This is a genomic window from Paraburkholderia sp. GAS448, assembly GCF_050435685.1.
GTDB lineage: Bacteria > Pseudomonadota > Gammaproteobacteria > Burkholderiales > Burkholderiaceae > Paraburkholderia.
Genome location: NZ_JBNDKT010000052.1, coordinates 1 through 22,713 on the forward strand (window position 1 = coordinate 1; position 22,713 = coordinate 22,713).

Annotated in this window: 21 protein-coding genes, 1 pseudogene and 1 riboswitch; of the genes and pseudogenes, 7 read left to right on the forward strand and 15 right to left on the reverse strand. The window is 64.1% G+C overall.

Annotated features, from left to right (window positions below; translation table 11 throughout):
• On the forward strand, positions 1-229 hold a 229-nt coding region (locus P3T23_RS42455; protein WP_429322034.1), incomplete at its 5' end, for a transposase domain-containing protein.
• 150 nt (positions 230-379) lie between these two features.
• Here the strand turns inward: P3T23_RS42455 and P3T23_RS42460 are convergent.
• Together P3T23_RS42460 and P3T23_RS42465 are read right to left on the reverse strand one after the other, a co-directional pair.
• A pseudogene (locus P3T23_RS42460) lies at positions 380-1,084 on the reverse strand (DUF3443 family protein); the annotation flags it as partial.
• Positions 1,085-1,096: 12 nt separating this feature from the next.
• Complete coding sequence (locus P3T23_RS42465; protein WP_429322035.1) at positions 1,097-1,561, reverse strand: DUF2844 domain-containing protein; 465 nt, start codon at positions 1,559-1,561, stop codon at positions 1,097-1,099.
• A 578-nt stretch (positions 1,562-2,139) separates the two neighbouring features.
• Between P3T23_RS42465 and bamC the strand changes: the two genes are divergently transcribed.
• Positions 2,140-3,369: an outer membrane protein assembly factor BamC gene (gene bamC / locus P3T23_RS42470; protein ID WP_429322036.1), complete on the forward strand. Its 1,230-nt coding sequence runs from the start codon at positions 2,140-2,142 to the stop codon at positions 3,367-3,369.
• Between the two features lie 282 nt (positions 3,370-3,651).
• Here bamC and P3T23_RS42475 read toward each other — a convergent pair whose 3' ends face one another.
• From P3T23_RS42475 to P3T23_RS42500, 6 genes are all read right to left on the reverse strand, one after another.
• The gene (locus P3T23_RS42475) at positions 3,652-4,578 is read right to left on the reverse strand and encodes a DMT family transporter (protein ID WP_429322037.1); all 927 of its coding nucleotides are present in this window, start codon (positions 4,576-4,578) and stop codon (positions 3,652-3,654) included.
• Between the two features lie 197 nt (positions 4,579-4,775).
• On the reverse strand, positions 4,776-6,377 hold the full coding sequence (locus tag P3T23_RS42480; protein ID WP_429322038.1) for an L-lactate permease: 1,602 nt from the start codon (positions 6,375-6,377) through the stop codon (positions 4,776-4,778).
• Between the two features lie 273 nt (positions 6,378-6,650).
• On the reverse strand, positions 6,651-7,073 hold the full coding sequence (locus tag P3T23_RS42485; RefSeq protein ID WP_429322039.1) for a hypothetical protein: 423 nt from the start codon (positions 7,071-7,073) through the stop codon (positions 6,651-6,653).
• Positions 7,074-7,225: 152 nt separating this feature from the next.
• Positions 7,226-7,438, reverse strand: a complete 213-nt coding sequence (locus P3T23_RS42490; RefSeq protein WP_429322040.1) for a glycine zipper 2TM domain-containing protein — start codon at positions 7,436-7,438, stop codon at positions 7,226-7,228.
• A 252-nt stretch (positions 7,439-7,690) separates the two neighbouring features.
• Positions 7,691-9,622: a phosphomethylpyrimidine synthase ThiC gene (thiC, locus tag P3T23_RS42495; protein ID WP_429322041.1), complete on the reverse strand. Its 1,932-nt coding sequence runs from the start codon at positions 9,620-9,622 to the stop codon at positions 7,691-7,693.
• A gap of 94 nt (positions 9,623-9,716) precedes the next feature.
• Positions 9,717-9,833, reverse strand: a riboswitch (TPP riboswitch).
• A 67-nt stretch (positions 9,834-9,900) separates the two neighbouring features.
• Complete coding sequence (locus P3T23_RS42500; protein WP_429322042.1) at positions 9,901-10,308, reverse strand: GreA/GreB family elongation factor; 408 nt, start codon at positions 10,306-10,308, stop codon at positions 9,901-9,903.
• A 776-nt stretch (positions 10,309-11,084) separates the two neighbouring features.
• On the opposite strand from P3T23_RS42500, the gene P3T23_RS42505 reads away from it, so the two are divergent.
• The 5 genes from P3T23_RS42505 to P3T23_RS42525 all read left to right on the forward strand — a co-directional run bounded on the left by P3T23_RS42505 (position 11,085) and on the right by P3T23_RS42525 (position 14,977).
• Entirely contained in the window at positions 11,085-11,948 is an 864-nt protein-coding gene (locus tag P3T23_RS42505; protein WP_429322043.1) for a DUF1223 domain-containing protein, read from the forward strand.
• 26 nt (positions 11,949-11,974) lie between these two features.
• Complete coding sequence (locus P3T23_RS42510; RefSeq protein ID WP_429322044.1) at positions 11,975-12,613, forward strand: cytochrome b/b6 domain-containing protein; 639 nt, start codon at positions 11,975-11,977, stop codon at positions 12,611-12,613.
• Positions 12,614-12,623: 10 nt separating this feature from the next.
• Entirely contained in the window at positions 12,624-13,409 is a 786-nt protein-coding gene (locus P3T23_RS42515; protein ID WP_429322045.1) for a molybdopterin-dependent oxidoreductase, read from the forward strand.
• A 94-nt stretch (positions 13,410-13,503) separates the two neighbouring features.
• A complete protein-coding gene (locus P3T23_RS42520; protein WP_429322046.1) occupies positions 13,504-13,740 on the forward strand; it encodes a pentapeptide MXKDX repeat protein in 237 nt (78 codons plus the stop codon).
• A 319-nt stretch (positions 13,741-14,059) separates the two neighbouring features.
• Entirely contained in the window at positions 14,060-14,977 is a 918-nt protein-coding gene (locus P3T23_RS42525) for an EamA family transporter (RefSeq protein ID WP_429322047.1), read from the forward strand.
• 120 nt (positions 14,978-15,097) lie between these two features.
• Here the strand turns inward: P3T23_RS42525 and P3T23_RS42530 are convergent, their stop codons facing one another.
• From P3T23_RS42530 to P3T23_RS42560, 7 genes are all read right to left on the reverse strand, one after another.
• Entirely contained in the window at positions 15,098-16,315 is a 1,218-nt protein-coding gene (locus P3T23_RS42530) for an MFS transporter (RefSeq protein ID WP_429322048.1), read from the reverse strand.
• Positions 16,316-16,468: 153 nt separating this feature from the next.
• Positions 16,469-17,296 carry a phosphodiesterase gene (locus tag P3T23_RS42535; protein ID WP_429322049.1) on the reverse strand — a complete coding sequence of 276 codons (828 nt, stop codon included), beginning with the start codon at positions 17,294-17,296 and terminating at the stop codon, positions 16,469-16,471.
• A 65-nt stretch (positions 17,297-17,361) separates the two neighbouring features.
• Positions 17,362-18,426: an ABC transporter ATP-binding protein gene (locus P3T23_RS42540; RefSeq protein WP_429322050.1), complete on the reverse strand. Its 1,065-nt coding sequence runs from the start codon at positions 18,424-18,426 to the stop codon at positions 17,362-17,364.
• A complete protein-coding gene (locus P3T23_RS42545; protein ID WP_429322051.1) occupies positions 18,423-19,358 on the reverse strand; it encodes an ABC transporter permease in 936 nt (311 codons plus the stop codon). Before P3T23_RS42545 ends, P3T23_RS42540 begins: the two co-directional genes overlap by 4 nt.
• Before the next feature lie 20 nt (positions 19,359-19,378).
• Positions 19,379-20,203: an ABC transporter permease gene (locus P3T23_RS42550; protein WP_429322052.1), complete on the reverse strand. Its 825-nt coding sequence runs from the start codon at positions 20,201-20,203 to the stop codon at positions 19,379-19,381.
• A gap of 97 nt (positions 20,204-20,300) precedes the next feature.
• Entirely contained in the window at positions 20,301-21,308 is a 1,008-nt protein-coding gene (locus tag P3T23_RS42555) for an ABC transporter substrate-binding protein (protein ID WP_429322065.1), read from the reverse strand.
• Positions 21,309-21,474: 166 nt separating this feature from the next.
• Positions 21,475-22,527 (reverse strand): LacI family DNA-binding transcriptional regulator, encoded by a 1,053-nt coding sequence (locus P3T23_RS42560; protein ID WP_429322053.1) that lies wholly within the window; start codon positions 22,525-22,527, stop codon positions 21,475-21,477.
• Positions 22,528-22,713 lie beyond the last annotated feature (186 nt).

Genomic DNA, 22,713 nt, shown 5'->3' on the forward strand with positions numbered 1-22,713 from the left:
TGCCACTTCGAGAAAATCGTGGCTGTTCAGCGACACGGTTGATGGCGCAAAGGCCAGCGCCACGATCTACAGCCTGGTCCTCACATGCCGGGCCTGCGACGTCGAGCCGTACGACTATCTGCTGCATGTACTCACGGAACTGCCGCAGCGTGCGCCGGATGCAGACGTGACCGACCTGCTGCCGTTCAATTATGCGCGGCAACAACAGGCCAAGGCACAGACCGGCTGACGCACCGAACGCGCGTCGGTCATCATGACTGCGCGCGCTCCCATCACCCCGATGCTGACATCGCCGGTCGATCTTAACCGCCGCGGTGCGGCTACGCTCGGCCGTCACTTGCAAATGATTATCGATTTGGTGGGCTAAATTCACCGCTTACGGTTGAGTGCTTGCAGTGCACGTGCCGCCAGATGCGCATACATAGTACCAACGCGGTAGCGCACTGTTCGCGCATGCGCTGCCGCAGTCCGTAGTGAACATGCCGACGCCCAGGATGCCGTTGGCTCGCAGTGCGCTGGAGGTCATCATCGGCGGTCCTGATCGGCTGCAATCTGTCGGCACGGTCGGGACGGAAGGATCGGCAATGATATGGATCGGGAGTGTCGAGGCAAGTTCGCCGGCCATGCGGACGTCCGCGTTGCGTACTGCGCCCCAGACGTAGCCCGTCCCGAAGACTGCACATTGCCCGGTCGTGCCGGTACCGGATTGCACAGCCGGCAATGTCACGTCCGCAGGCAACGCTGACGACAGGATCCGCAGCCCCTGCGACCCTGTGTCAACCTGCACGTTGTCGATGGTCGCGCAGTGGTCAGTGCCCGGCTCGCAAACGGTGACGCTGGTCATCAGCATATTGCGTGTCAGTGTCGGCGTCGTGCCGACCGTCACCGGCTGGACGTTCGGAATCGTCGACTGCTGGACCGTTGTGTCTGCCGGTGTCGACGCAGGCGTGTTCGCTGGCGCGCTGGCACCACTGGGGGAGGAGGGCGGAGTAACCGACGCTATCGGACTGTTGCCACTGCCTCCCCCTCCGCAACCGGCGAGTGCGGTACACAGGATTAGTGCGCCGAGGAACTTCTTTGGCATGACAGACCTCCGTTAGCGCAGATCGTCGGGGAACACACCGGCCGGTAGCGCGCCTGGCAGCCAGGCTCGTCCCGCGTAGCTGCGCATCTGTCCGCCGGATTCGACGATGACGTCGGGCCGCGTGACCCGCGACGCGTGCAAATTGCGTGGGGTTGTGGCATCGGGTGTGGTGCCGACGCGATACGAGTCGTAGTACTTGCCCAGCAGGGTCTGCAGGTCTGGCATGGTCGGGCCTTGCCACGTGTACCCGAACACCTGGCCGCTGGTCGACGCGTATTCGTTGATAGTCGTGCCGCCATCGTCTATCGTCGACCGGACGCGGAAAAGACCGGTTTGCTCGACCGGCTGGATTGTCTTGTTTGCAGGTTGCGTGAACGTTGCCGTACCGCCCAGTTCGGCGTGAGCGACCTGAAACATTGCCGTTGCACACAGCGCGATCGACGCGCAGGCGATGCGGCGAAAGGTGGCGTTGATCATTGGGTTCATCCCCGGAAAGTCGTGAAATTTTTAGAGATTTCTATTTCAAGATATCACTTTGGTTTCCTGACTAATGAGATGTCACGTGGGGGATCATGGTGATCATCTCAAAAACATGGCGGGCGGTAAGGCGAAAACTTCTTGTAAAACAAGAAGTTCGGGCTGCGCTGGCCACGGCCACCATCAGGGTGGAAATGTTGACCAAATGTTAAATTTCCACCGGCTGCGACAAGTACGCGTACCGCCCTGACCTTGTTTCCGAGCTATTGACGGAGGCGGAAGTGCGGGAAGTCGGCGCCGTCGCGACACCGGGTGGCCGGCGATTCATCGAGCTGGAGAATTGGCCGTTTCGACTTATGGAATCGTGCCGGGACAAACGTATCGCTGCATGCGAAAAACGGTCGCCGACCGCGCTGCCACGCGCTTTACGTCTGGCGATCCGCCCCCTGTTCCCGGCACCGGAACGCCCTCGGTGTTTATCCGAAAGCCCGCTTTTTGCACATCACGGCGCGGGACCGGTAAAATGTTGGGTTGATCCACGGAAACTTGCCGTGGCGTAGCGGAAGGATTCCCCGAACATGACTGATCTTCGTCTTACCTCGCGGTTCGCAGTATTGCTGGTGGCAGGCGGTCTCGTCGCCGGTTGTGGTACATCGTCGCCGACTCAGGTCGATTACAAGAGCGACTCGAAATCGAAGCAAGTGTCACTCGCTGTGCCGCCAAACCTGATCGACGAGACGTCCGACCAGCGTTCCCTGCCTCCGCAGGGCGGCGAAACCTCGCTGTCGACCCTCAAGCAGGTGCAGGCCGCCGCGCCAAACCTGGACACGGTGGTGCCGCCCGTCTCCGGTATGCACCTCCAGCGCGACGGTAGCGAAACCTGGCTGGTGATCGACAATAGGGCGCCGGATCAGGTCTGGCCGCAGATCCGCCGTTTCTGGCAGGAACAGGGCTTCCTGCTGGTTGTCGAGCAGCGCGACAAGGGCGTGATGGAGACCGACTGGAACGAAACCCACGCGCAGATCAGCCAGGGCCTCATTCGCGATACGCTGTCGAAGACGATGGGCAACTCCTACGTCACGTCGGAGCGCAACAAGTACCGTACGCGCCTGGAAGTGGCGCCGAACGGTGGAACCTATGTGTTCGTGAGCCAGAAGGGTATGCGCGAAGCGCTGACCGGTGCGAACAACGATTCGAGCGAATGGCGGCCGAAGCCGAATGACCCGGCGCTCGAAGCCGAATATCTGAAGCGCTTGATGGCGTCGTTGGCGCTGACTGATTCGCGCGGCAAGGCCGGCGACACCCAGAGTGCCACGCTTTCTCCGGCGGGCGCGCAGACGGCTCCGGCCGCCGCTGCGGGCGGATCGAGCGCGAAGTCAGCGGCCGCTGCGACCGCAGCGCAGAATGTCGCGCTGGCCGCACAGGTGCCGCCGTCCTCGGATACCAGCGAGTCGGGTGGGCAATACTCGGCGACCGAGTTGACGCTTGACGAGCCCTATGACCGCGCCTGGCTGCGCGTTGGTCTTGCGCTGGATCGCAGCAACTTCACCGTTGACGATCGCGACCGGACGCGCGGCCTGTATTTCGTGCGTTACGTCGATCCGAAGGACATGAGTTCCGCGGAACAGGGATTCTGGAGTCAGGTGTTCCACGGCAAGAAGGAGAAGGTGGCGAAGCAGTACCGCGTGAACGTTCGGGCCGTGACGCCGAACCAGACACGTGTGGCCATCATCGACGACAAAGGCCTGGTCGATTCGTCGGGTCCGGCGAAGCAGATCATGGCGCTGGTGGTGGATCAGCTGCATTAAGGTTGCGCTTGCGCTGACATAAACCCGCCTGGTTAGACCTCAGGCGGGTTTTTTTACGCCCGGGTCGAGGCGATCGAATCCCGCGAAACGGCGCTTCCGATGCGGCCGCCGGGTAAGGTCACGTGACGGCGTAACACTACCCTGCGCAGTCTCGTAAATTTTTCGGCGTCGCGACAAAATGATTCAAAATCAATCGCATACTGCCGGGATTTCCACTGGCTCAGAGGCTGTATTTCTCTGCTCGAAGCCAGACGGCTCTGCTCGATGCCGCGCTAAGCACGTTTAACCTGCTTCCCTCGGCGGCCCAAACCCCGGAATCCGTCTGATGACACCCGTAGCGAGCGCCGTTCCGACCAGAATCACCGCGCACCCTTCGGCCATGCCGAGCGACACCTGTTCATCCAGAAAAAGCGCGCCCCACAGGATCCCGAAAATCGGAATCACGAACGTGACGGTGATGGCGCGCGCAGGTCCGGCGACCGCGATCAGATGGAAGAACAGCATGTACGCCACGCCGGTGCAGCCAATGCCGAGCGCGATCACGGCACCCCACGCGTGCAGCGAGATCGGCGCAGCGGGCCACGTCGCGATCGCAATCGGCACGAGCAGGATGGTGGCGCCCGTCATCGTGCCCGTCGCGACGGTAAGCGAGTCGACGCCCGTCAGATGTCGCTTCGTGTAGCTTGCCGCGATGCCATAAAGCAAGGTTGCGCCAAGTGCTGCCGCGGCGGCGAGTGCCGTGGTTGCGGGTGTTGCGCTCGAGCCTTGCGGTGTGGCGATCTGGTCCCACACGAGCATCAGCACGCCGAGAAAGCCGATCACCATGCCGAGGCTGCGCAGTGCGGTCAGCCGGTCCTTCAGCCAGAGGAATGCAACCAGCGCGCCCCACAGCGGCGTGGTCGCATTGATGACCGACGTGACGCCGGCTGACAGCGTCAATTCCGCATACGCGAACAGACAGAACGGTGCAGCGGAATTCAGCACGCCGACCACCAGCAGCGGCCAGGCACGTGTGCGCATCGTGCTGAACGCTTCGCGTGCAGGCCGTCGCGCGAGCAGCACAACGAAGAGGAACAGCGCGCCGATGCCGACGCGAAGCGCCATCAACGGCGCCACGCCAAAGTCGGTCACACCGACACGGATGAACAGAAACGACGCGCCCCAGAGGGCCGCGAGGATGAGCAGTTGTATGAGATTTCTGAGTGTCATCGAAGAGATGTCGCGCACAGTTGGGTCGCGACTCGCAGGCATGTTAGCACTGCGCTTTGGCGTGACGTTTCAGGCCCGGATGAAATAGCAAGAAACGGGAGGAGACGCGTTTCCTTTACCAGGTAAACAACAGGCAAATACAGGCAAATACGGGCAGACGCGGGACATCGCGCCTGCCATCCGCCCGGAAAGCGCCGTCAAAAATGCGGAATCATCCAGGTCAGCACGTTCTGCTGCAACCAGACCAGGATGCCGAGCAGGACTGTCAGAAAGATCGAGTGCTTGAAGGTCTTCGCAAACACGACGCCTTCCTTGCCCTTGAGCTCGGTCGTCGCGACGCCGGTCGCGATGTTCTGCGGCGAGATCATCTTGCCCATCACGCCGCCGGACGAATTGGTCGCCGCCATCAGCACCGGGTTCAGGTTCAGCTGCTTCGCGGCCACGACCTGCAGGTTGCCGAAGAGGGCATTACCGGAGGTATCGCTGCCCGAGAGGAACACGGCCACCCAGCCAAGGAAGGCCGACACCAGCGGGAAGAACGCGCCCACGGACGCCACGCCCAGGCCCAGCGTGTAGTTGATCCCCGAATAGTTCATCAGGTACGCAAGACCGACGATCGTTGCGACGGTCAGAATCGCGATGCGCGTCTGCACCCACGTATCGGCGATCGCGTTGCCGAATTCCTGCACGGACAGGCGCACGACGAACGCGGTAATGATCGCCGCGACGAGGATCGCGGTGCCGGTCGCAAGCGGCTGGAAGTCCCACACGGCTGCATACGGCACGTTATAGAGCGTGATGAAAACCGCCTTGTCGAGGCCGGGCCACGGCACCTTGACGTCGCCGATCTGGAACACCTTGGCAATCGTCCAGATGATCACGACAGCCGCCACGATCAGCCACGGATACCAGCCCTCCGCACCGCTGACCTTGCCGCGTACCTCGTTCACGCGATCCACGTTGATGGCGAACTTCGGATCGACAGCGGGCTTCCACACGCGCAGAAACGCGATCGTGAGAATCAGCGAGACCAGCGACGCCAGCACGTCGGTCAGGCTGTAGCTGATGAAGTTGGAGGTGACGAACTGCGTCAGCGCGAAACTTGCGCCCGACACGAGCAACACCGGCCAGACGCGCATCATGTTGCGAAAACCTGCATAAATGGCGATCACATAGAACGGCAGCAGCAACGCGAAAAACGGCAACTGGCGGCCGACCATTTTGGCGAGGGCGTCGGTGGGCAGGTGTGTGACTGCGCCGAGCACCGTGATTGGCACGCCAAGCGCACCGAACGCGACCGGTGCGGTATTGAAGATCAGCGTGAACGTCAGCGCCTCGAGCGTCGGGAAGCCAAGCAGAATCAGCAGCGAACTGGTAATCGCGATCGGCGTGCCGAAGCCGGAGATCCCTTCGAGCAACGCGCCGAATGAAAAGCCGATTACGACGAGCACGATGCGCCGGTCGTTGGGCAGGTTGTCGATCATCCACATGCGGAACGCGGCGAAGCGGCCGGACTTGAGCGCGATGTTGTACAGCAGGATTGCAGTAAAAACGATCCACATGACGGGCCAGCACGCGAATACCGCGCCGGCGGCGACCGAATTGAAGGCGAGTCCGACCGGGAACTGCCAGACGAGAATCGCCACGACGAGGCCGACGATCAGTCCGGCCAGTGACGCCTGCCAGGCGGGCCGCCGCGCCCAGCCAAGCAGTACGAGCACGACCACGATGGGCAGGGCGGCAACGATAAATGATGGCAACAGCGCGTTGCCGACGGGGGTCAGTAGCTGGTGGAACATCACGTCTCCTTAGTTGTTGTACGAACCGGCGCGGAGACTGTTCGTCGGATGACGCGTCGGTTGGGCAGGACGGATGGCGGAGGCAACCTGCGCAGGCACGTTGCCGGATCGCGTAATTAAACAGGTAATTCGTGAAGCAACCGCCAGCTTAAAGCCCATAACGACGCCGTCAAGACGGGAAACTACGGGAGACCCTCCATTCCGCGCAATTGTCCTGGTTCGGCATTGCGCGATGCGCTGTAGACGAGGCGCGCGGCTGATCGTCGACCTTGATCAGTGGTGCCAGTGTCCGCCGTGTCCGCCGTGGCCGCCCCAGTAGCCAAAGCCAAAGCCGATCGATAGCGCGGGCCCATAGTAAGCGGGATAAGCCGGATAAGGCGCGTAGACGGGATAGGGCTGGTAATACGGATAGGCTGGGTAGGCTGGTACGGCATAGGCCGGTGGCGGGGCCGCTGCGACCAGCGCGGGCTGCGTATAACCCTGCGCGTACTGCTGGTCGGACGTGGAAGGCCCCGTGGCCGTGCCGGCAGGCGCGACCGGGACTGCCTGCTGGGTGGCGGAGCCAGGGACGGTGGCGTAGTAGGTGCCGCCCGGATAGGAGCCGTAGGGATAATAGCCGTACGGGTAGTAACAGCCGGTCAGCGACAGGATGGCGATCGCGCTGGCGAGAGGGGCAGCCGCAGAGACGGGTTTCATGACGCGCTCCAGGTTCATCGCGACGCCGGGTTCAGACGCAGCGTCTTCTATGAGCTTACGCTGACGCCGTCAGACTCGGGTTGCAAACCCGTAACGGCATATTTCACTGATTTGCGCTTGCCGTCTTGCGCTCTTCCTTGCATGGAGCCACCTTACTTGCCAACCTGATTGCCGATCACGCCGCCGACTGCCGCGCCACCGAGGGTCGACAGCGCACTGCCGCCGAGCACCGCACCGGCCGCGCCGCCAACACCCGCGCCGATAGCCGTATCGCGCTGACGCGTCGTCATGCCATCACATGCGGCAAGACTCGCAACCGCCGCCACCAGCGCCGCAATCGCTCCGATTCGTTGAACTGTCTTCATGGTACCGACTCCCTTCGGATGATGATGATGAATGGGGACGCATTCCGCGTGCCTGATTTCACTGAGGATATCGTCTGAAGCCGTGTCCGTTTGTGTGCGCTTGTCAGGGATCTGTTGGTTTCGTAATCAATTGTTTCGATGCTTCACAAATCGTGGATCGAAGACAGTCCGCACCCTGAAAAGCACGCAAAAAAGCCCGCCGAAGCGGGCTTCCTTACTGCCTGGAGAAACGCCAGGGCGCACATCCGGCGCTTATTGCCGCTGATAAATCTCGGCGCCTTTCTTCATGAACTCGACGGCCTTCACTTCCATGCCTTTCTTCAAGGCCTCGTCGTCGGATACGCCTTGCTGCGCAGCGAATTCACGCACGTCCTGCGTGATCTTCATCGAGCAGAAGTGCGGGCCGCACATCGAACAGAAGTGCGCGACCTTCGCCGAATCCTTCGGCAGCGTTTCGTCGTGGAACTCGCGCGCCTTGTCCGGATCGAGGCCGAGGTTGAACTGGTCTTCCCAGCGGAATTCGAAGCGTGCCTTCGAGAGCGCGTTGTCACGCACCTGCGCGCCCGGATGGCCCTTCGCCAGATCGGCCGCGTGCGCGGCAAGCTTGTACGTGATGATGCCGGTCTTCACATCGTCCTTGTTCGGCAGCCCAAGGTGCTCCTTCGGCGTCACGTAGCAGAGCATCGCCGTGCCGAACCAGCCGATCATCGCCGCGCCGATGCCCGACGTGATGTGGTCGTAGCCGGGGGCGATATCGGTGGTCAGCGGTCCGAGGGTGTAGAAGGGCGCCTCGTCGCACCATTGCAGCTGGAGATCCATGTTCTCCTTGATGAGCTGCATCGGCACGTGGCCCGGACCTTCGATCATCGTCTGCACGTCGTGCTTCCAGGCGATCTGCGTAAGTTCGCCGAGGGTCTTCAGTTCGCCGAGCTGCGCTTCGTCGTTGGCATCGTAGATCGAGCCGGGACGCAGGCCATCGCCCAACGAGAAGCTCACGTCGTACGCCTTCATGATTTCGCAGATGTCTTCGAAATGCTCGTACAGGAAGCTTTCCTTGTGGTGCGCGAGACACCACTTGGCCATGATCGAGCCGCCGCGCGACACGATGCCCGTCATGCGCTTTGCCGTCAGCGGCACGTATTGCAGACGCACGCCTGCGTGGATCGTGAAGTAGTCGACGCCTTGCTCGGCCTGTTCGATCAGTGTGTCGCGGAAGATTTCCCACGTCAGGTCTTCGGCCTTGCCGTTGACCTTTTCGAGCGCCTGATAGATCGGCACCGTGCCGATCGGCACCGGGCTGTTGCGGATGATCCACTCGCGCGTTTCGTGAATGTGCTTGCCGGTCGACAGATCCATCACCGTATCGCCGCCCCAGCGGATCGCCCACGTCATCTTGTCGACTTCTTCGCCAATCGACGAGGTCACGGCCGAGTTGCCGATATTCGCGTTGACCTTCACGAGGAAGTTGCGGCCGATGATCATCGGCTCGCTTTCCGGGTGATTGATGTTGTTCGGGATGATCGCGCGGCCGCGTGCGACTTCTTCGCGCACGAACTCCGGCGTGATTTCCTTCAGCGCGTCAGGCCCGAACGCGCTTGCGCCGAACGCCTGGCCCGGATGCTGGCGGCCCATCATGTCGGCGAGCTTGTTGCCGTTCGGGCCGCTCTTCTTCAGGGTTTCCAGATACTGGGCACGGCGCTGGTTCTCGCGAATCGCGATGTATTCCATTTCCGGCGTGATGATGCCCTGACGCGCGTAGTGCATCTGCGACACGTTCGCGCCGGCCTTCGCGCGGCGCGGCGTGCGATGCAGGCCGGGGAAACGCAGCTCGGCGGTCGCGGCATCGGCGGCGCGCTCGCGGCCGTAATCGCTCGTGAGGCCCTCGAGCGCTTCCGTGTCGCCGCGTGCCTCGATCCAGCGCTGACGGAGCGCCGGCAGGCCCGCGCGGATGTCGATCTGAGCGTCCGGATCCGTGTACGGGCCCGACGTGTCGTAGACATAGACGGGCGGGTTCTTTTCGCCACCGAAGCTGTCCGGCGTATCCGACTGCGTGATTTCGCGCATCGGCACGCGAATATCGGGTTGCGAACCGGTTACGTAGACCTTGCGGGAATTCGGCAGCGGAGCGACGGCAGCGGCATCGACGTGTGCGTCGGCGGAAAGGAACTTCGGATTGGCGTTCATGCGTTTCTCCTGATGTGGGGCAGCTGTGTTGCCGCTAAGCAGGAGATCGAGAAGGAAGTGGTCGGATTCGCTGTGGGGTGTTGCAGTGGTGAAGCCGCGAAATCCGTACGCTTCCCTGCGCTGGCATTATCCAGATCAGGTTCAAAGGGTATATCTCACCCGCGAAGCACACCGTTGTTCGATGCGCCACGCAGGACCCCCGCGTTAGCAGCGCACACGATACACCTGCCGAGGGGGGCATTGCAACCCATCCTGACGATCAGGCGCCCACTGACATGTCAGAGCGTGAAATCGTCGGCCGCTTCGGGCTGAAACAGGATCTGCAGGACCTTCAGCACTTTTTCGTCGCCGCCCGGCGGCATGAAGCGGATGCGCTCGCCGCGCTTCGCGCCGAGCAGCGCGAGGCCCGCCGGCGAGAAAACATTCAACTGACCATTGCTGAAGTCCGCGCCCGGCGGATAGACGACGGTCCAGGTCATTTCTTCGCCCGTCTGCTCGTCGGCGAGCGTGACCTGCGAATTCATCGTGACGACATTCGCGGCGATATCGCGTGGCGCAACGATGACCGCGCGCGCGAGCAGGTTGTCCAGCATGGTTTGATATTTCGCCTCGGCGCCGGGGCTTGCCGCGTGTTTTTCGAGGCGTACGACATCCAGTTCCGTGAGGTAGCAGGTTTTCTGTTTCATAAGGGTTCTCCAGTTTCGATCTGCGCGATCAGGGCGGCTGAGATCGGCCCGGAGCCTGGCCGACCTGGCTCCGGTGAGGAGGCTTCGTTCAGGCCAGGCGCCGGGCGATGGAAAGCGGGGCGAAGAGGGAATGCGCGGATCGGACCGACTGCCCGGCACGCGCGCAATCGACCCCGCCGTCAGGGCGCGGGCGCATCAGGGCGTGGCAGGACTTACACATGAGAATTGGGCGTCGGTATCAGGAGAGGTGAAATGGGCAAATCGACGAGACGATCATAGCACGCGATATCCGCCCGTCCGGCTGCCTCCGGACAGCGGCCGCGCACGGCCCGACGCGCGCGATCGGCGAGGCATGCCACTCACCGGGTAAACGTTTCGTAATAAAGATTCGGCCATGCAGTCGGCGGTTCTCGCCATGCACTAGCATGGAAGAACAGACCCGCTCGAGATCGCGCGGTCCGCCGCGTCGCATCGTGCCACACCACGCAACCCGATGCGTTTCCCGCAGAGGCGTCAGGTGCATCAGCCGTCTCTACGGCGTTCGTTCCGGCCACTTATTGTGCGCTGCGGAAGCCGCGTTGTGCAGGATCGCCCCTTCGTCGCGGGAGTCACGGACATCGCGGAACTCGCGAAAGTCATACGCATCCGCGGTGCTCGAAGTATTTGCGCTTGTGCGCGATTCTCTCCAGTGCGGTCTGCCCGAAATTTTTTTGGGGCGGCTGTCATAACGCCCGATACCACGCGACAAACGTGCAGATTTCCCAACGGAGCCTGCCATGCGAACCCCCACCAGCCAATCCAGCGCGTTTAGCGACGTGCGCCGTTCGCGTGGCATTCGCGGTCTTGCGGTGGTGATCGCACTCGCGACGAGCGGTGTGGGACAGGCGGCAACGTCGATGTGCACGGCGCATAGTCCCGCGCACCGTGTCGCGCTTGTCGAGCTGTACAGCAGCGAAGGCTGCAGCAGCTGTCCGCCGGCCGACCGCTGGCTTGGCCAGTGGAAGGATGGCAGCGCGTCGAACGGCGTCGTGCCGCTGGAGTTGCACGTCGACTACTGGAACAGCCTTGGCTGGACCGACCGCTTCTCGCAGCACCGTTTCACCGAGCGTCAACAGAGCCTCACCGACCGCGCCGGCGGTCACGTGATCTACACGCCGGAAGTGTTCGTGTCGGGGCGTGAGCTGCGCAGCTGGGCACGGCCCGACAGCTTCGAAACGCGTGTGCAGAACCTGATGTCGGAGCCGGCTCAGGCCGACGTCGCGATCGAACTCGCACCGCGTGCCCAGGGCACGGCAGGCGGGCTGGATGTCGACGCGCGATTCACCGCGCATGCCACGGCCAAAGACACGCTGAACGCCTACGTCGCCGTCTACGAAAACGATCTGACCTCGCAGGTGCGAGCCGGCGAGAACAGTGGAGCAACGCTGCACCATGAGCGCGTCGTGCGGCAATGGATCGGCCCGGTGCCGCTTGTCGCGGGCAGCGCGCGTATTCATCAGGACGTCGCCGTGAGCAGTGAAGATGACAAAGCAATCGCAAGCGGCAACACGCCGGTCAGCCGGTTCGGCGTCGTCGCGTTCGTGGAGAGCGCCTCGACCGGCGATGTGCTGCAGGTGGCCGACCTGGCCGCGTGCCGCTAACGGCGTTCTTGTATGTGGAGAATTCGATGAACACATCCCGTATGCATGTCGATACGGCGCCGCGGCCCGCGGCGCCTGCCGGCCTGATTCATCCTGTCTGGGTGCGCGTGACGCACTGGTTGAACGCGCTCGCGGCCATCACGATGATGCTGTCGGGCTGGCGCATCTACGACGCGTCGCCGATCTTCAGGAACTTCATGTTCCCGCCTTCGATCACGCTCGGCGGATGGCTCGGCGGCGCGCTGCAGTGGCACTTCGCCGCGATGTGGCTGCTGGTGTTCAACGGCCTCGTGTATCTCGCGCTCAATCTCGTCAGCGGCCGTTTCTTCCGCAAGTTCCTGCCGCTGTCGCCGCGCGCGATCCTGAAGGATTTCCTCGCCGCGCTGACCGGCAAGCTGTCGCACGCCGATCTGCGGCAGTACAACGCGGTGCAGAAATTCGCTTACCTGTTCATCGTCTGCGACCTGATCGTACTGGTGCTGTCGGGACTCGCCATCTGGAAATCGGTGCAGTTTCCACTGCTGCGCGAACTCATGGGCGGCTACGACAACGCGCGCGTCGTGCACTTCGTCGCGATGTCGTTTCTGGCGGCCTTCATCGCCGTGCATCTCGTGATGGTCGCGCTGGTGCCGCGCTCGCTCGTCGCGATGCTGCGCGGACGCTAGGAGATCCATCATGACCCTCAACCGGAAAGGCGCGAAGCCTGCCATGAAGCTCGATCGCGAATCGATCCTGGTCGACGCCCGCCGCGAACTCGCGATGCCGTCACGACGCCTGTTCGGCAAACGCCTCCTGACGCTCGGTGGTCTCACGATGCTCACGGGCTGCTCGCTGACCGACAACGACTCGGTGAACAGATTCCTTGCTGCGGTCTCGCGTCTGAACGACCGCGCGCAGGCTTTCATTTTCGATCCGAAGCAGCTGGCGCCTACCTACAGCGAAGCGCAGATCACGCGGCCGTTCCCGTTCAACGCGTTTTACGGAGTCGACGAAGTGCCCGAGGTGGATGCGTCCGACTACAAGCTGCAGGTGGGCGGTCTCGTCACAGGTCAGCGCACGTGGACGCTGCCCGAGCTGTACGCGCTGCCTCACGCGGAGCAGATCACGCGACACATCTGCGTGGAAGGGTGGAGCGCGATCGGTCGCTGGGGCGGCACGCCGTTCAGCGAGTTTCTGCGGCGCGTGGGCGCGGACACGTCGGCGAAATACGTCGGCTTCAAATGCGCCGACGACTACTACGAAAGCATCGATATGCCGACCGCGCTGCATCCGCAAACGCTGCTCACGTTCGAATACGACGGCGAGCGCCTGCCGGCGAAATACGGCTTCCCGATGAAGCTGCGGATGCCGACCAAGCTCGGCTACAAGAATCCGAAGCACATCATGGAGATTTTTGTCACCAACACGTTCCCGGGCGGCTATTGGGTCGACCAGGGCTACAACTGGTTCGGAGGCTCCTGACGCACGCGAGTCGGGCATGACCCCGGGCGGCAGAAGCTTTGGAAGTACCCGGCACAGGCCGGTTTTATCGATCGACAACACACGGAGTGATCTCATGAAACAACTCGCAATCGCAGCGCTGGCCGTCGTATTCCTTGCAGGCGGCACCTCGGCGTTCGCGCAGGAAGCAAGCGGCGCGATGTCGAACGGCGCCATGTCGCATGACACGATGTCCAAGGATTCGATGTCGAAAGACACCATGAAAGAAGACAGCATGAAGAAAGACAAGATGAAGAAGGGCAATGACGCGATGGGCATGAAGCACGAGGCGTCGGGCGCGATGGCCAACTAACGGCTGGCGCATCGGGTCGGGAAAGCCGGGGCATGGCCCCGGCTTTTTCATATGCGTTGCGAATATTTACGTTTGCTTTCACAGCCGCGGGGCTGCCTTATTGCATAATGCTGCCGGCGCGCAGCCAGACCGTGGCGTGCATTGCCGGATTTGCGCCCGCAAACGTTCTCCCTTGTTCCTCGCCGTTCGACCACCATGCCGTTCTGTCTCGCCCGCCCCGCCGCACCGATCGTGCGGCGCACGCCGTTGCCCGTCGTCCCTTATGGTTCATGTGCGGGTTCGTGTGCGGCATCCCACCGGGCGCTGGCGGGTCGCACGCATGCTGTCTAGGTTTCCCGATTCTTTCCCGTTCCGCCTGCCGCAGTCCCGACACGGCCGGGTCGCGCTCGCGTTGACCGTCGTCTATATCGTCTGGGGCTCGACCTATCTGGCGGTGCACGTCGCGTTGGGCTCGTTTCCGCCGCTCATGCTGTCCGGGCTGCGCAATCTGTTTGCCGGTATTGGCCTCTTCGTTTTCGCGACGCGGCGTCGGCCGGCCTGGCCCACGGCCGAAGAAGTACGAAACGCCGGGCTGGTAGGCACCATGCTCGTCGGGCTGTCGAGCGGCATGCTCGCCTTCGGCATGCGGACCGTAGGCACCGGCACGGCCGCCGTGATGGTCGCCACCGTGCCGCTCTTCGCGACGGTGATTGCCGCCGTCGCAGGCCGCCGGATCGGCAGGGGCGAGTGGTTTGCCGTCGGGCTTGGCCTTGTCGGGATCGGGATTCTCAGCCACGGCGACGCGTCGGCCAATTCGGCCGACGGCAGTCTCGCCATTCTCTGCGGTGCGCTCTTCTGGGCAGGCGGCGCGCATCTGGCCGGACGCCTGAAGCTGCCGTCCGACCTGTTTCTGTCGACCTCACTGCAGATCGGCCTTGGCGGCGCGATGTCGACGGTCGTCGCGTGGGTGTCGGGCGAGCGCATGCTCGATGTGCACTTCCCGCCGATGGTAGCGTTCCTGTATCTGATGCTCGTCGGCACCATGGCGGCCTACGTGGCGTACGGCTACCTGATCCGGCACACGAGCCCGATTATCGCGAGCAGCTGCATGTACGTGAACCCGGTGGTCGCGGTGGCGCTTGGCGCGCTGCTGCTCGGCGAGCCTGTCACGCGCTCGACCGTGATCGCGACCGCCGTGATTCTGGCGAGCGTCGGGCTGTCGTTCTGGTTCGACTACCGGCGGCGCGGGCGCGCATAAGCGTCGGCGGCGAAGGGCTCATCGACACCACCTTTGCCGCCGTGCTGACGAACCATCCGCTGCCGGCGTATTCGACGCGGCCCGGCTCGGCGCCAGGCCATCGCCCGATCAGGCAGGAAATCAGGGCGCCACCGGCACCCGTTGACGGCCGCGCGAATGAGTCCAGGCGGCCAGCGCGGCAAACAGAAAACCGGCCATCGATACACCAACCCACCCGAACGCATGCCACGCGATCGCGCCAACCGCCGATCCTGCTGCGCCGCCGATGAAATAGCACACCATGTAGACGGTATTCACCCGGCTGCGTGCGTCGGGCTTGAGGGCGTAGATGCGCGACTGGTTGGAAATCTGCGCGGCCTGCACGCCGACATCGAGCACGATCACGCCGACCACCAGCCCGGCAATGCTCGCTCCCGACAAGCCGAAGATCACGAACGACAGCGCGACGAGCCCAATGGCCAGCGAGATGATCGCGCGTGGCCCACGCCGGTCTGCGAACTTGCCGGCGAGCGGCGCGGCCAGCGCGCCCGCCGCGCCGACGATGCCGAAGAGGCCAGCCGCCTGCGGCCCGAGATGAAAGGGCGGTCCCGCGAGCAGCAGGGTCAGCACCGACCAGAAGATGCTGAACGCGGCGAAGAGCGCGGCGCCGGTCAGCGAGGCTTCGCGCAGGCCGCGATGCTCGACGGTCAGATGCCACATCGAAGCCAGCAGATCGCCGTAGCCGAGCGTCGAAGTCGGTTTGCTCTGCGGCAGGCGCATCACGATCACGACGGCGAGCGCAAGCAGCGCGACGACCGATGCGCAGAACACTGCACGCCAGCCCAGGTATTCGGCGATGAAGCCCGCTGCGGTCCGCGCGAGCAGGATGCCGAGCAGGAGCCCGCTCATCACCGTGCCGACCGCGTGGCCCCGCTCCGAAGACGGCGCGAGTTCCGCGGCGAACGGCACGGCTTGCTGGGCGATCGTCGCAAGCACGCCGATGGCGAGACTCGCGAGGATCAGCACGGACAGATCAGGGGCGGCCGCCGCGACCAGCAGCGCGACGCTGAGACCGGCCGTCTGCAGCAGGATCAGCCGGCGCCGGTCGAAGCGGTCGCCGAGCGGCGCGAGCAGCAGCATGCCGATGGCATAGCCCAGCTGCGTGACGGCCGGCACCGCGCCGATCCACGACGCGCTATGCGGAAACGACTGACGGAAATCGGCGAGCAGCGGCTGGTTGTAATAGATGTTCGCCACCGACACACCGGCGATCGTCGCGAGCAGAAAGAGCAGGCTGCGCAGCGAGGCGGGGGAGGGGGCGGAAGCGTGGTCGGAGGCTTGGGAATCGGATGTCGACATAAGCAGCGGGCTTTCGGGTGGCCGGGCAACGCACGGAATACGGGCGAGCCGATCATACCGGAGCGCGCCCGATCGTGCTGACGGTGCCCAGCGGGCGCTGTCGGCACGGCCCAGGCGCGATCAACGCGCGATCGGGCGCGCGATCGGGCGCGCTCAGTCGATCAGTACGCCTTCGCGTTCGAAGAACGGATAGGGGCCGTCGGCGTCGTCGATGTAGGCGTGATGCGTGACGATGCCAGTTGCGGCGTCGTAGTGATGCAGGGCAAAGGCCGGTGGTTCCATCATGAACGCCGACGGCGCGTTCTCGCGCAGATCGAGCGCTACCTGGTGAGCGGGCGATGGCACCGCCGACGCGATCGTGCCGCCGAAGCGCACGAACATCGGCCGGTGCACATGGCCGCAGATCACGCGCTCGACGTTCGGGTATCGCGCGACGAGCGCCGCCATCTGCGAGGCGGCGGCCGGATCGAGCCGTAAATCGTCCATATGACCGATGCCGCACACGAACGGCGGATGATGCAGCGCGACGACAATCGGTCGCCCGCTTGCCGCGTCGAGTTGCGCGGCGAGCCATGCGAGGCGCGCATCGCACAGATGCCCCGGGCTCTGGCCCGGCTGCAGCGAATCGAGCGCGATCACCCGCAGCGGGCCGATATCGACGGTGTACTGGACGAATTCACCGCCTGACGACAACTCCGGGCGCTCCGGGAACGCTGCGCGCAGCGCGGCGCGTTCGTCGTGATTGCCGACCAGCAGGTAGTACGGAATCTCGAGTCCGGCTAGCAGCGCCTTCAGATGGCGATACTGCTCGGGCGTCCCCTGGTCGACGAGGTCGCCGGTCATCAGCACGGCATCGGGGCGTGGATCCAGTGCGTTGAGCCGCGCGATGCAGCGCGTGAGCGCGGCGGCCGTGTCGACCCGACGGTAAGCGAGGGCGCCTGGATTCTTGATGTGCAGGTCGCTGATCTGGGCGAGGATCATGGATAGTCCTTACGTGGTCGTGCGATGGTTCAATAGTTCGATGGTTCGATTGTGCGGCGGTGGCCTCACGTCAGCGCGATCAGCGCATCCTGCGCGATCGACAGCCCCACCGGCGTGCCGCGTGCGAGTTCGATCCGCCCGGCGACGTCGACGATCAGCGCGTCCGGCGCCGCGCCGCCGATCGTGAGCCGCGTGCGTTCGCCGAGGAACGACGTGCCTTCGATCGTTCCGCGCAGTTGCGCATGCGCCGGGTCCGCCAGAAAAGCGTCCTCGGGCCGGAAGAACAGTTCGCGCGTGGCGGATCCGCTTGTCCGGTCCGACGCCGCACCCTGGGCTCGCGCGGCGGGAACGGCACCGCCGGTCGTCATCAGCATGCCATCGCGCCATTCTCCCGCAAGACGATTGATGGTGCCGACGAATTGCGCAACTGTCCGGTTTGCCGGCCGGTAGTAGATATCGCGGGGTGTGCCGATCTGCTCGATGCGCCCCGCGCCCATCACGACGATACGGTCGCCGAGTTCCATCGCCTCCGCCTGATCGTGCGTGACATAGACCGTCGTGACGCCGAGGTTGCGCAGCAGCGTGTTCATCTCGCTGCGCAGCGCGTCACGCAGACGCGCATCGAGTGCGGTGAGCGGTTCGTCGAGCAGCAGCACGCGCGGCTGCAGCGCCAGCGCGCGGGCCAGTGCCACGCGCTGGCGCTGGCCGCCGGAGAGCTGGTCGATGGGTTTGTCCGCGTGGTCGGTGAGGCGCATCATCGCGAGCAGTTCGTCGACGCGCTCGCGCAGGGTCGCCGCGGCGACGCGCCGAATCTTCAGCCCATAGCCGATGTTGCCGCGCACCGTCAGGTTCGGAAACAGCGCGTAGCTCTGAAACACCATGCCGACCTGGCGTCGCTCGATCGGCAGGGCGGTGACGTCTTCATCACCGAATGCGACACGGCCGCCAGCGTCGGGCGTTTCAAGGCCGGCGATCATCCGCAGCGTGGTGGTCTTGCCGCAGCCCGACGGCCCCAGCAGTACCAGCGTTTCGCCGGCGTCGATCTGCAGGTCGAGCGGCTCCAGTACCCGCGTGCCGCGAAACGTCTTCGCGCATTGGGTCAGGGTGATGGGAACGGAGGCAAGTTTCATGGCGTGTCGTCCGGGCGGGTCGGTTCAGGTGACATAGCGTTGCGTTTCGCGCGCCGCTTCGATGCCGCGCGGCGCTGGCCGGTGGCGTCGACGCCGAGCCACTGCATGGCGACGAGCAACGGCATCGTCATCAAAAAGAACAGGATCGTGTAGGCGCTGCCGATCTCGATGCGCAGCGACGCATAGGTATCCGCGAGGCCGACCGGCAGCGTCTTCGTATCGGGGGTGTGCAGCATCCAGGTGAGATTGAATTCGCCGATCGACAGCGTCAGCACCGCGAGCGCGCCCGCGACGATGCCGGGCTTTGCATTGGGCAGCACAATCGTCACGAAGCGCTGGAAGAAGCTGGCGCCAAGACTCGCGGCGCCTTCTTCGAGCGTGCGCAGATCGGAGCCCGCGCAGACGGCAGCGACGGCGCGCACCATGAACGGCAGCGTGAACACCACGTGGCCGACGACGATGAACGCGACGCTCATCCGGAACATCGTCCAGCCGCCATAGACGACCAGCAGCGCGAGCGCCGAGGCGAGTCCCGGCAGTGCAACCGGCAGTACGAGGAATTCTTCGATGATGCGCGAAATGCGCGTCTTGCTGCGCGCGAGCGCATAGCCGGCGGGGACACCGGTCAGCAACGTGATCGCGAGCGTTGCGGCGGCGACTTCGAGCGACAGGAATACCGATGCGTGATACTGCGTCCAGACTTCGCTGAGCCAGCGCAGCGTCAGCCCGCTCGCGACGCCCTGAAAATAGTTGACCGTCAGTCCCGCGACGATCGACATCGCCACCGGCACGATCAGGAACGCGCACAGCATCAGCGTGACGAGCCACTGTCCGGCGGCGAGCCACGTGCGCGTGGCAGGAAACCGGAAGGCGCGGCGTTGCATCGAAGGCGGCGCGGCCTGCGGCGAGGCAGTCTGGCTGAGTGAGTTCATGTGGGCTCCATCATCGGCTGTCATGCGGTTGCGGCAACAGCCGAGCCGGTTGCACTGCGCGCGAGCGCCAGCACGAGCCAGGTGACCACGCCGAGCACGATCGACAGGCCCGCTGCGGTCACCATGTTCGCGTTCAGTGTGAACTCGGTGTAGATCGTCATCGGCAGCACGTCGATGTCGGTGGCAAGCGTGAACGCCGTGCCGAATGCGCCCATCGCGGTCGCAAAGCACACCGCGCCGGCGGCGATCAGGCCTGGCGACAAGGCCGGCAGCACGACGTCGCGCATGATCTGCCACGGCGATGCGCCGAGCGAGCGCGCCGCTTCTTCGAGCGACGCATCGAGCTTCGTCGCCGAGGCCATCACGGTGACGATCACGCGCGGAATCGAGAAATACAGGTAGCCGAGAAAGAGGCCCGTCATCGAATAGGCGAACACGAGACGGTCGCCCGTCAGCTTCAGCGACAGCGCGCCGATGAGGCCTTGCCGTCCGGCGAGCATGATCACCATGAAGCCGACGACGACGCCCGGAAACGCCAGCGGAAACGTCAGCAACGCAAGCAGCGTGCGCTTGCCGGGAAACTCGCGGCGCGCCAGCAGCAGACCCGAGATGACCGACAGCACGAGTGTCGTCGCCGTGACGGCGGCCGAAAGCAGGACCGTCGCGCCGAGGCTCGTCATGTAGCGCGCGTTGCCGAGGAGGGCGCGGTAGGTGGCGAACGCGTGGCCGTCCGCGCTGACCTGGAGGAGCGCGACGATCGGCAGCAGCCAGAACGCGATGAAGATTGCGAGCGCGGGCGCGATGAGCGCGATGCGCCAACGCAGCGGGAAGGTGATGTCGTGCATGACGGGGGCCGGTTTAGCGGGTCAGGCGTGAAGAGGGCGTCGTGACTCGTTGTGAAGTGGCCCGAGCGCACAGCCGCGACACGGGCCACGTGAGCGCTCAATGCATGATCTGCAGATAGCGCTCGCCGAAGGCTTGCTGCTTTTCGGCCATCTTCGCGAAGTCGACGGACTGGGCGCGTGCGTAGTCGCTTGCCGGCAGGAACTTCGATGCGGCATCGGCGCTCATGGCGCTCGCGCGAACCGGGCGCAGCCAGGCATTTGCCCACAGCTTCTGGCCTTCGTCGGACAGCACGAAGTCGAGTACTTTTTTGCCGTTCGCGTCGTGCGGCGCGCCCTTCACGAGACTCATCACATACGGCACCGAGATCGTGCCTTCCTTCGGAATCACAAATTCGACGTTCGCGTGATCCTTGTACTTCGCGCGATAGGCGTCGAAGTCATAATCGAGCAGGATCGGGATTTCGCCGGACAGCACGCGCGCGTAGGCGGTCTGCTTCGGCACGATCGGCGCGTTCGCCTTCAGATGACGGAACCAGTCGAGGCCCGGTTCGAAGTTATCGAGCGTGCCGCCGAGCGCCTGATTCACCGCGACCGCGCCGGCATAGCCGACAAACGCGCTCGACGGATCGAGATAGCCGACCATCCCCTTGTATTCAGGCTTCAGCAGATCGGCCCACGAACGCGGCACCGGCTTGCCTTCGAGCGCGTCCTTGTTGACGAAGAAGCCGAGCGTGCCGGAATGGATCGCGAACCAGTAGCCCTGCGGGTCCTTCAGGTTTGCGGGGATGTCGTCCCAATGCGCGGGCCGGTACGGCTGGATCACGCCCTTTTCCTTCGCCTGGAAGGCCGAGGACACGCCCAGATAGACGACGTCCGCGACCGGGCTCTTCTGTTCGGCCATCAACTGCGCAATCGACTGGCCAGAGTTCTTGTTGTCGAACGGCACGCGGATACCCGTCTTTTCCTGGATGGCCTTGATCTGGCTGGCCCAGTCGGCCCATTCGGGCGGACAGTTGTAGCAGATCGCGGTTTCTTCGGCGGATGCGGACGGCGCGCCAGCGAACGCGGCGGCTGCAACGATGGCGGCGGACGCAACGAGTGTGATACGGCTCGCGCGGCTGCCGGCCAGTCGGCGCAGGAACGAATCGATACAGGAGGGACGGCGGATCACAGCGGGTCTCCTTGGACGGAAAGAGTGAAAGCGCATGGATACAGCATGGATACGTGCACGGGTTGTCTCGCGCGCCACATGACGGTGGCGCGTGGCAGCCTCAGACGACGGGCCGGGCTGTTCTTGCGTGCGGCGCGTCGCTGGCGTTGGTGATGGCGGCGACCGTCGCGCCTTCGCGCAGCGTATGCGGCAGCGTCAGCGCGAGCGACGCGTCGCTCTGGTAGGTGCCGTCGATGCGGCTGATCAGGCGGCGCCATGCCGCGCAGCCGATTTCGCGGTTCGGCGCGCAGATGCTCGCGAGCGGCGGCGACAGCAGTTCGCCGACGGCAAGACCGTCGAAGCCGAGAATCGCCATGTCGGCGGGCACGTGAAAGCGCGCGCGCCGCAGGCCGCGCATCACGACCATCGCCAGCAGGTCGTTGCTGCAGAAGAGGGCGGTTGGCCGCGACGGCCCGTTCGTGAGATGCGTGAGCACTGAAGGCGCCAGTTCGTCGGCGTTGAAATCGATTTCGAGCGCGGGGGCGGCTTCAAGCCCGGCCTGCTGCATCGCCTGCGTATAACCCAGATGACGCAGCCGCGCGCGATCCGACGCGGCGAGCGTGCCGGCCAGCATCAGGATCCGGCGATGGCCGTGAGCGATCAGCATGAGCACGCCGTCGAAGGCCGCGAGGCGGTTGTCGACCGACACCGACGGCCGGCGTACCGTGTCGTTGTGCATCAGCACATACAGCGGGCCGTTGCGGTCGAGTTCATCGAGAAGCGGATGGGTGTCGGCGTCGGCCACCGTCAGGATCAGGCCTTCAACGCGCTGCGCACGCAGCGTTTCGATTGCGTGGCGTTCGCGGTCGGCGTCGTATTGCGTGGTCATCAGCATCAGGCGGTAGCCTTGCGCCGAGGCCAGTTCGTCGATACCCTGCAGACACTCGGCGAAGACGGGATTGGCGAGCGTCGGCAGCACGACGCCGATGAGTCGCGTGCGTTCGCCGCGCAACTGCCGGCCGAGCGGGTTGGGGCGGAACTGGAGTGCGTCGATCGACTGGCGCACCTTTTCGAGCGTGACCGGATTGACCGTGTGCGGCGCATTGATCGCGCGCGAGACTGTTGCAATCGAAAAACCCGCGTGCGCCGCGACATCCCTGATCGTTGGAATCATCCGTTTCGCCCCGTGTTGTAAACGTTTTCGTGGGGCGAATTATCTGGAAGCTTTGTGACTGTGCGATGACGTTACGGTGTCGCGTTTGGTGCGACCGCGGCGCGATGGTAGAATCGCGTCCGCCCTGCCGGGGTGATGAAATTGGTAAACATAGCGGACTTAAAACATTGAGTGCCCGACCGGAAA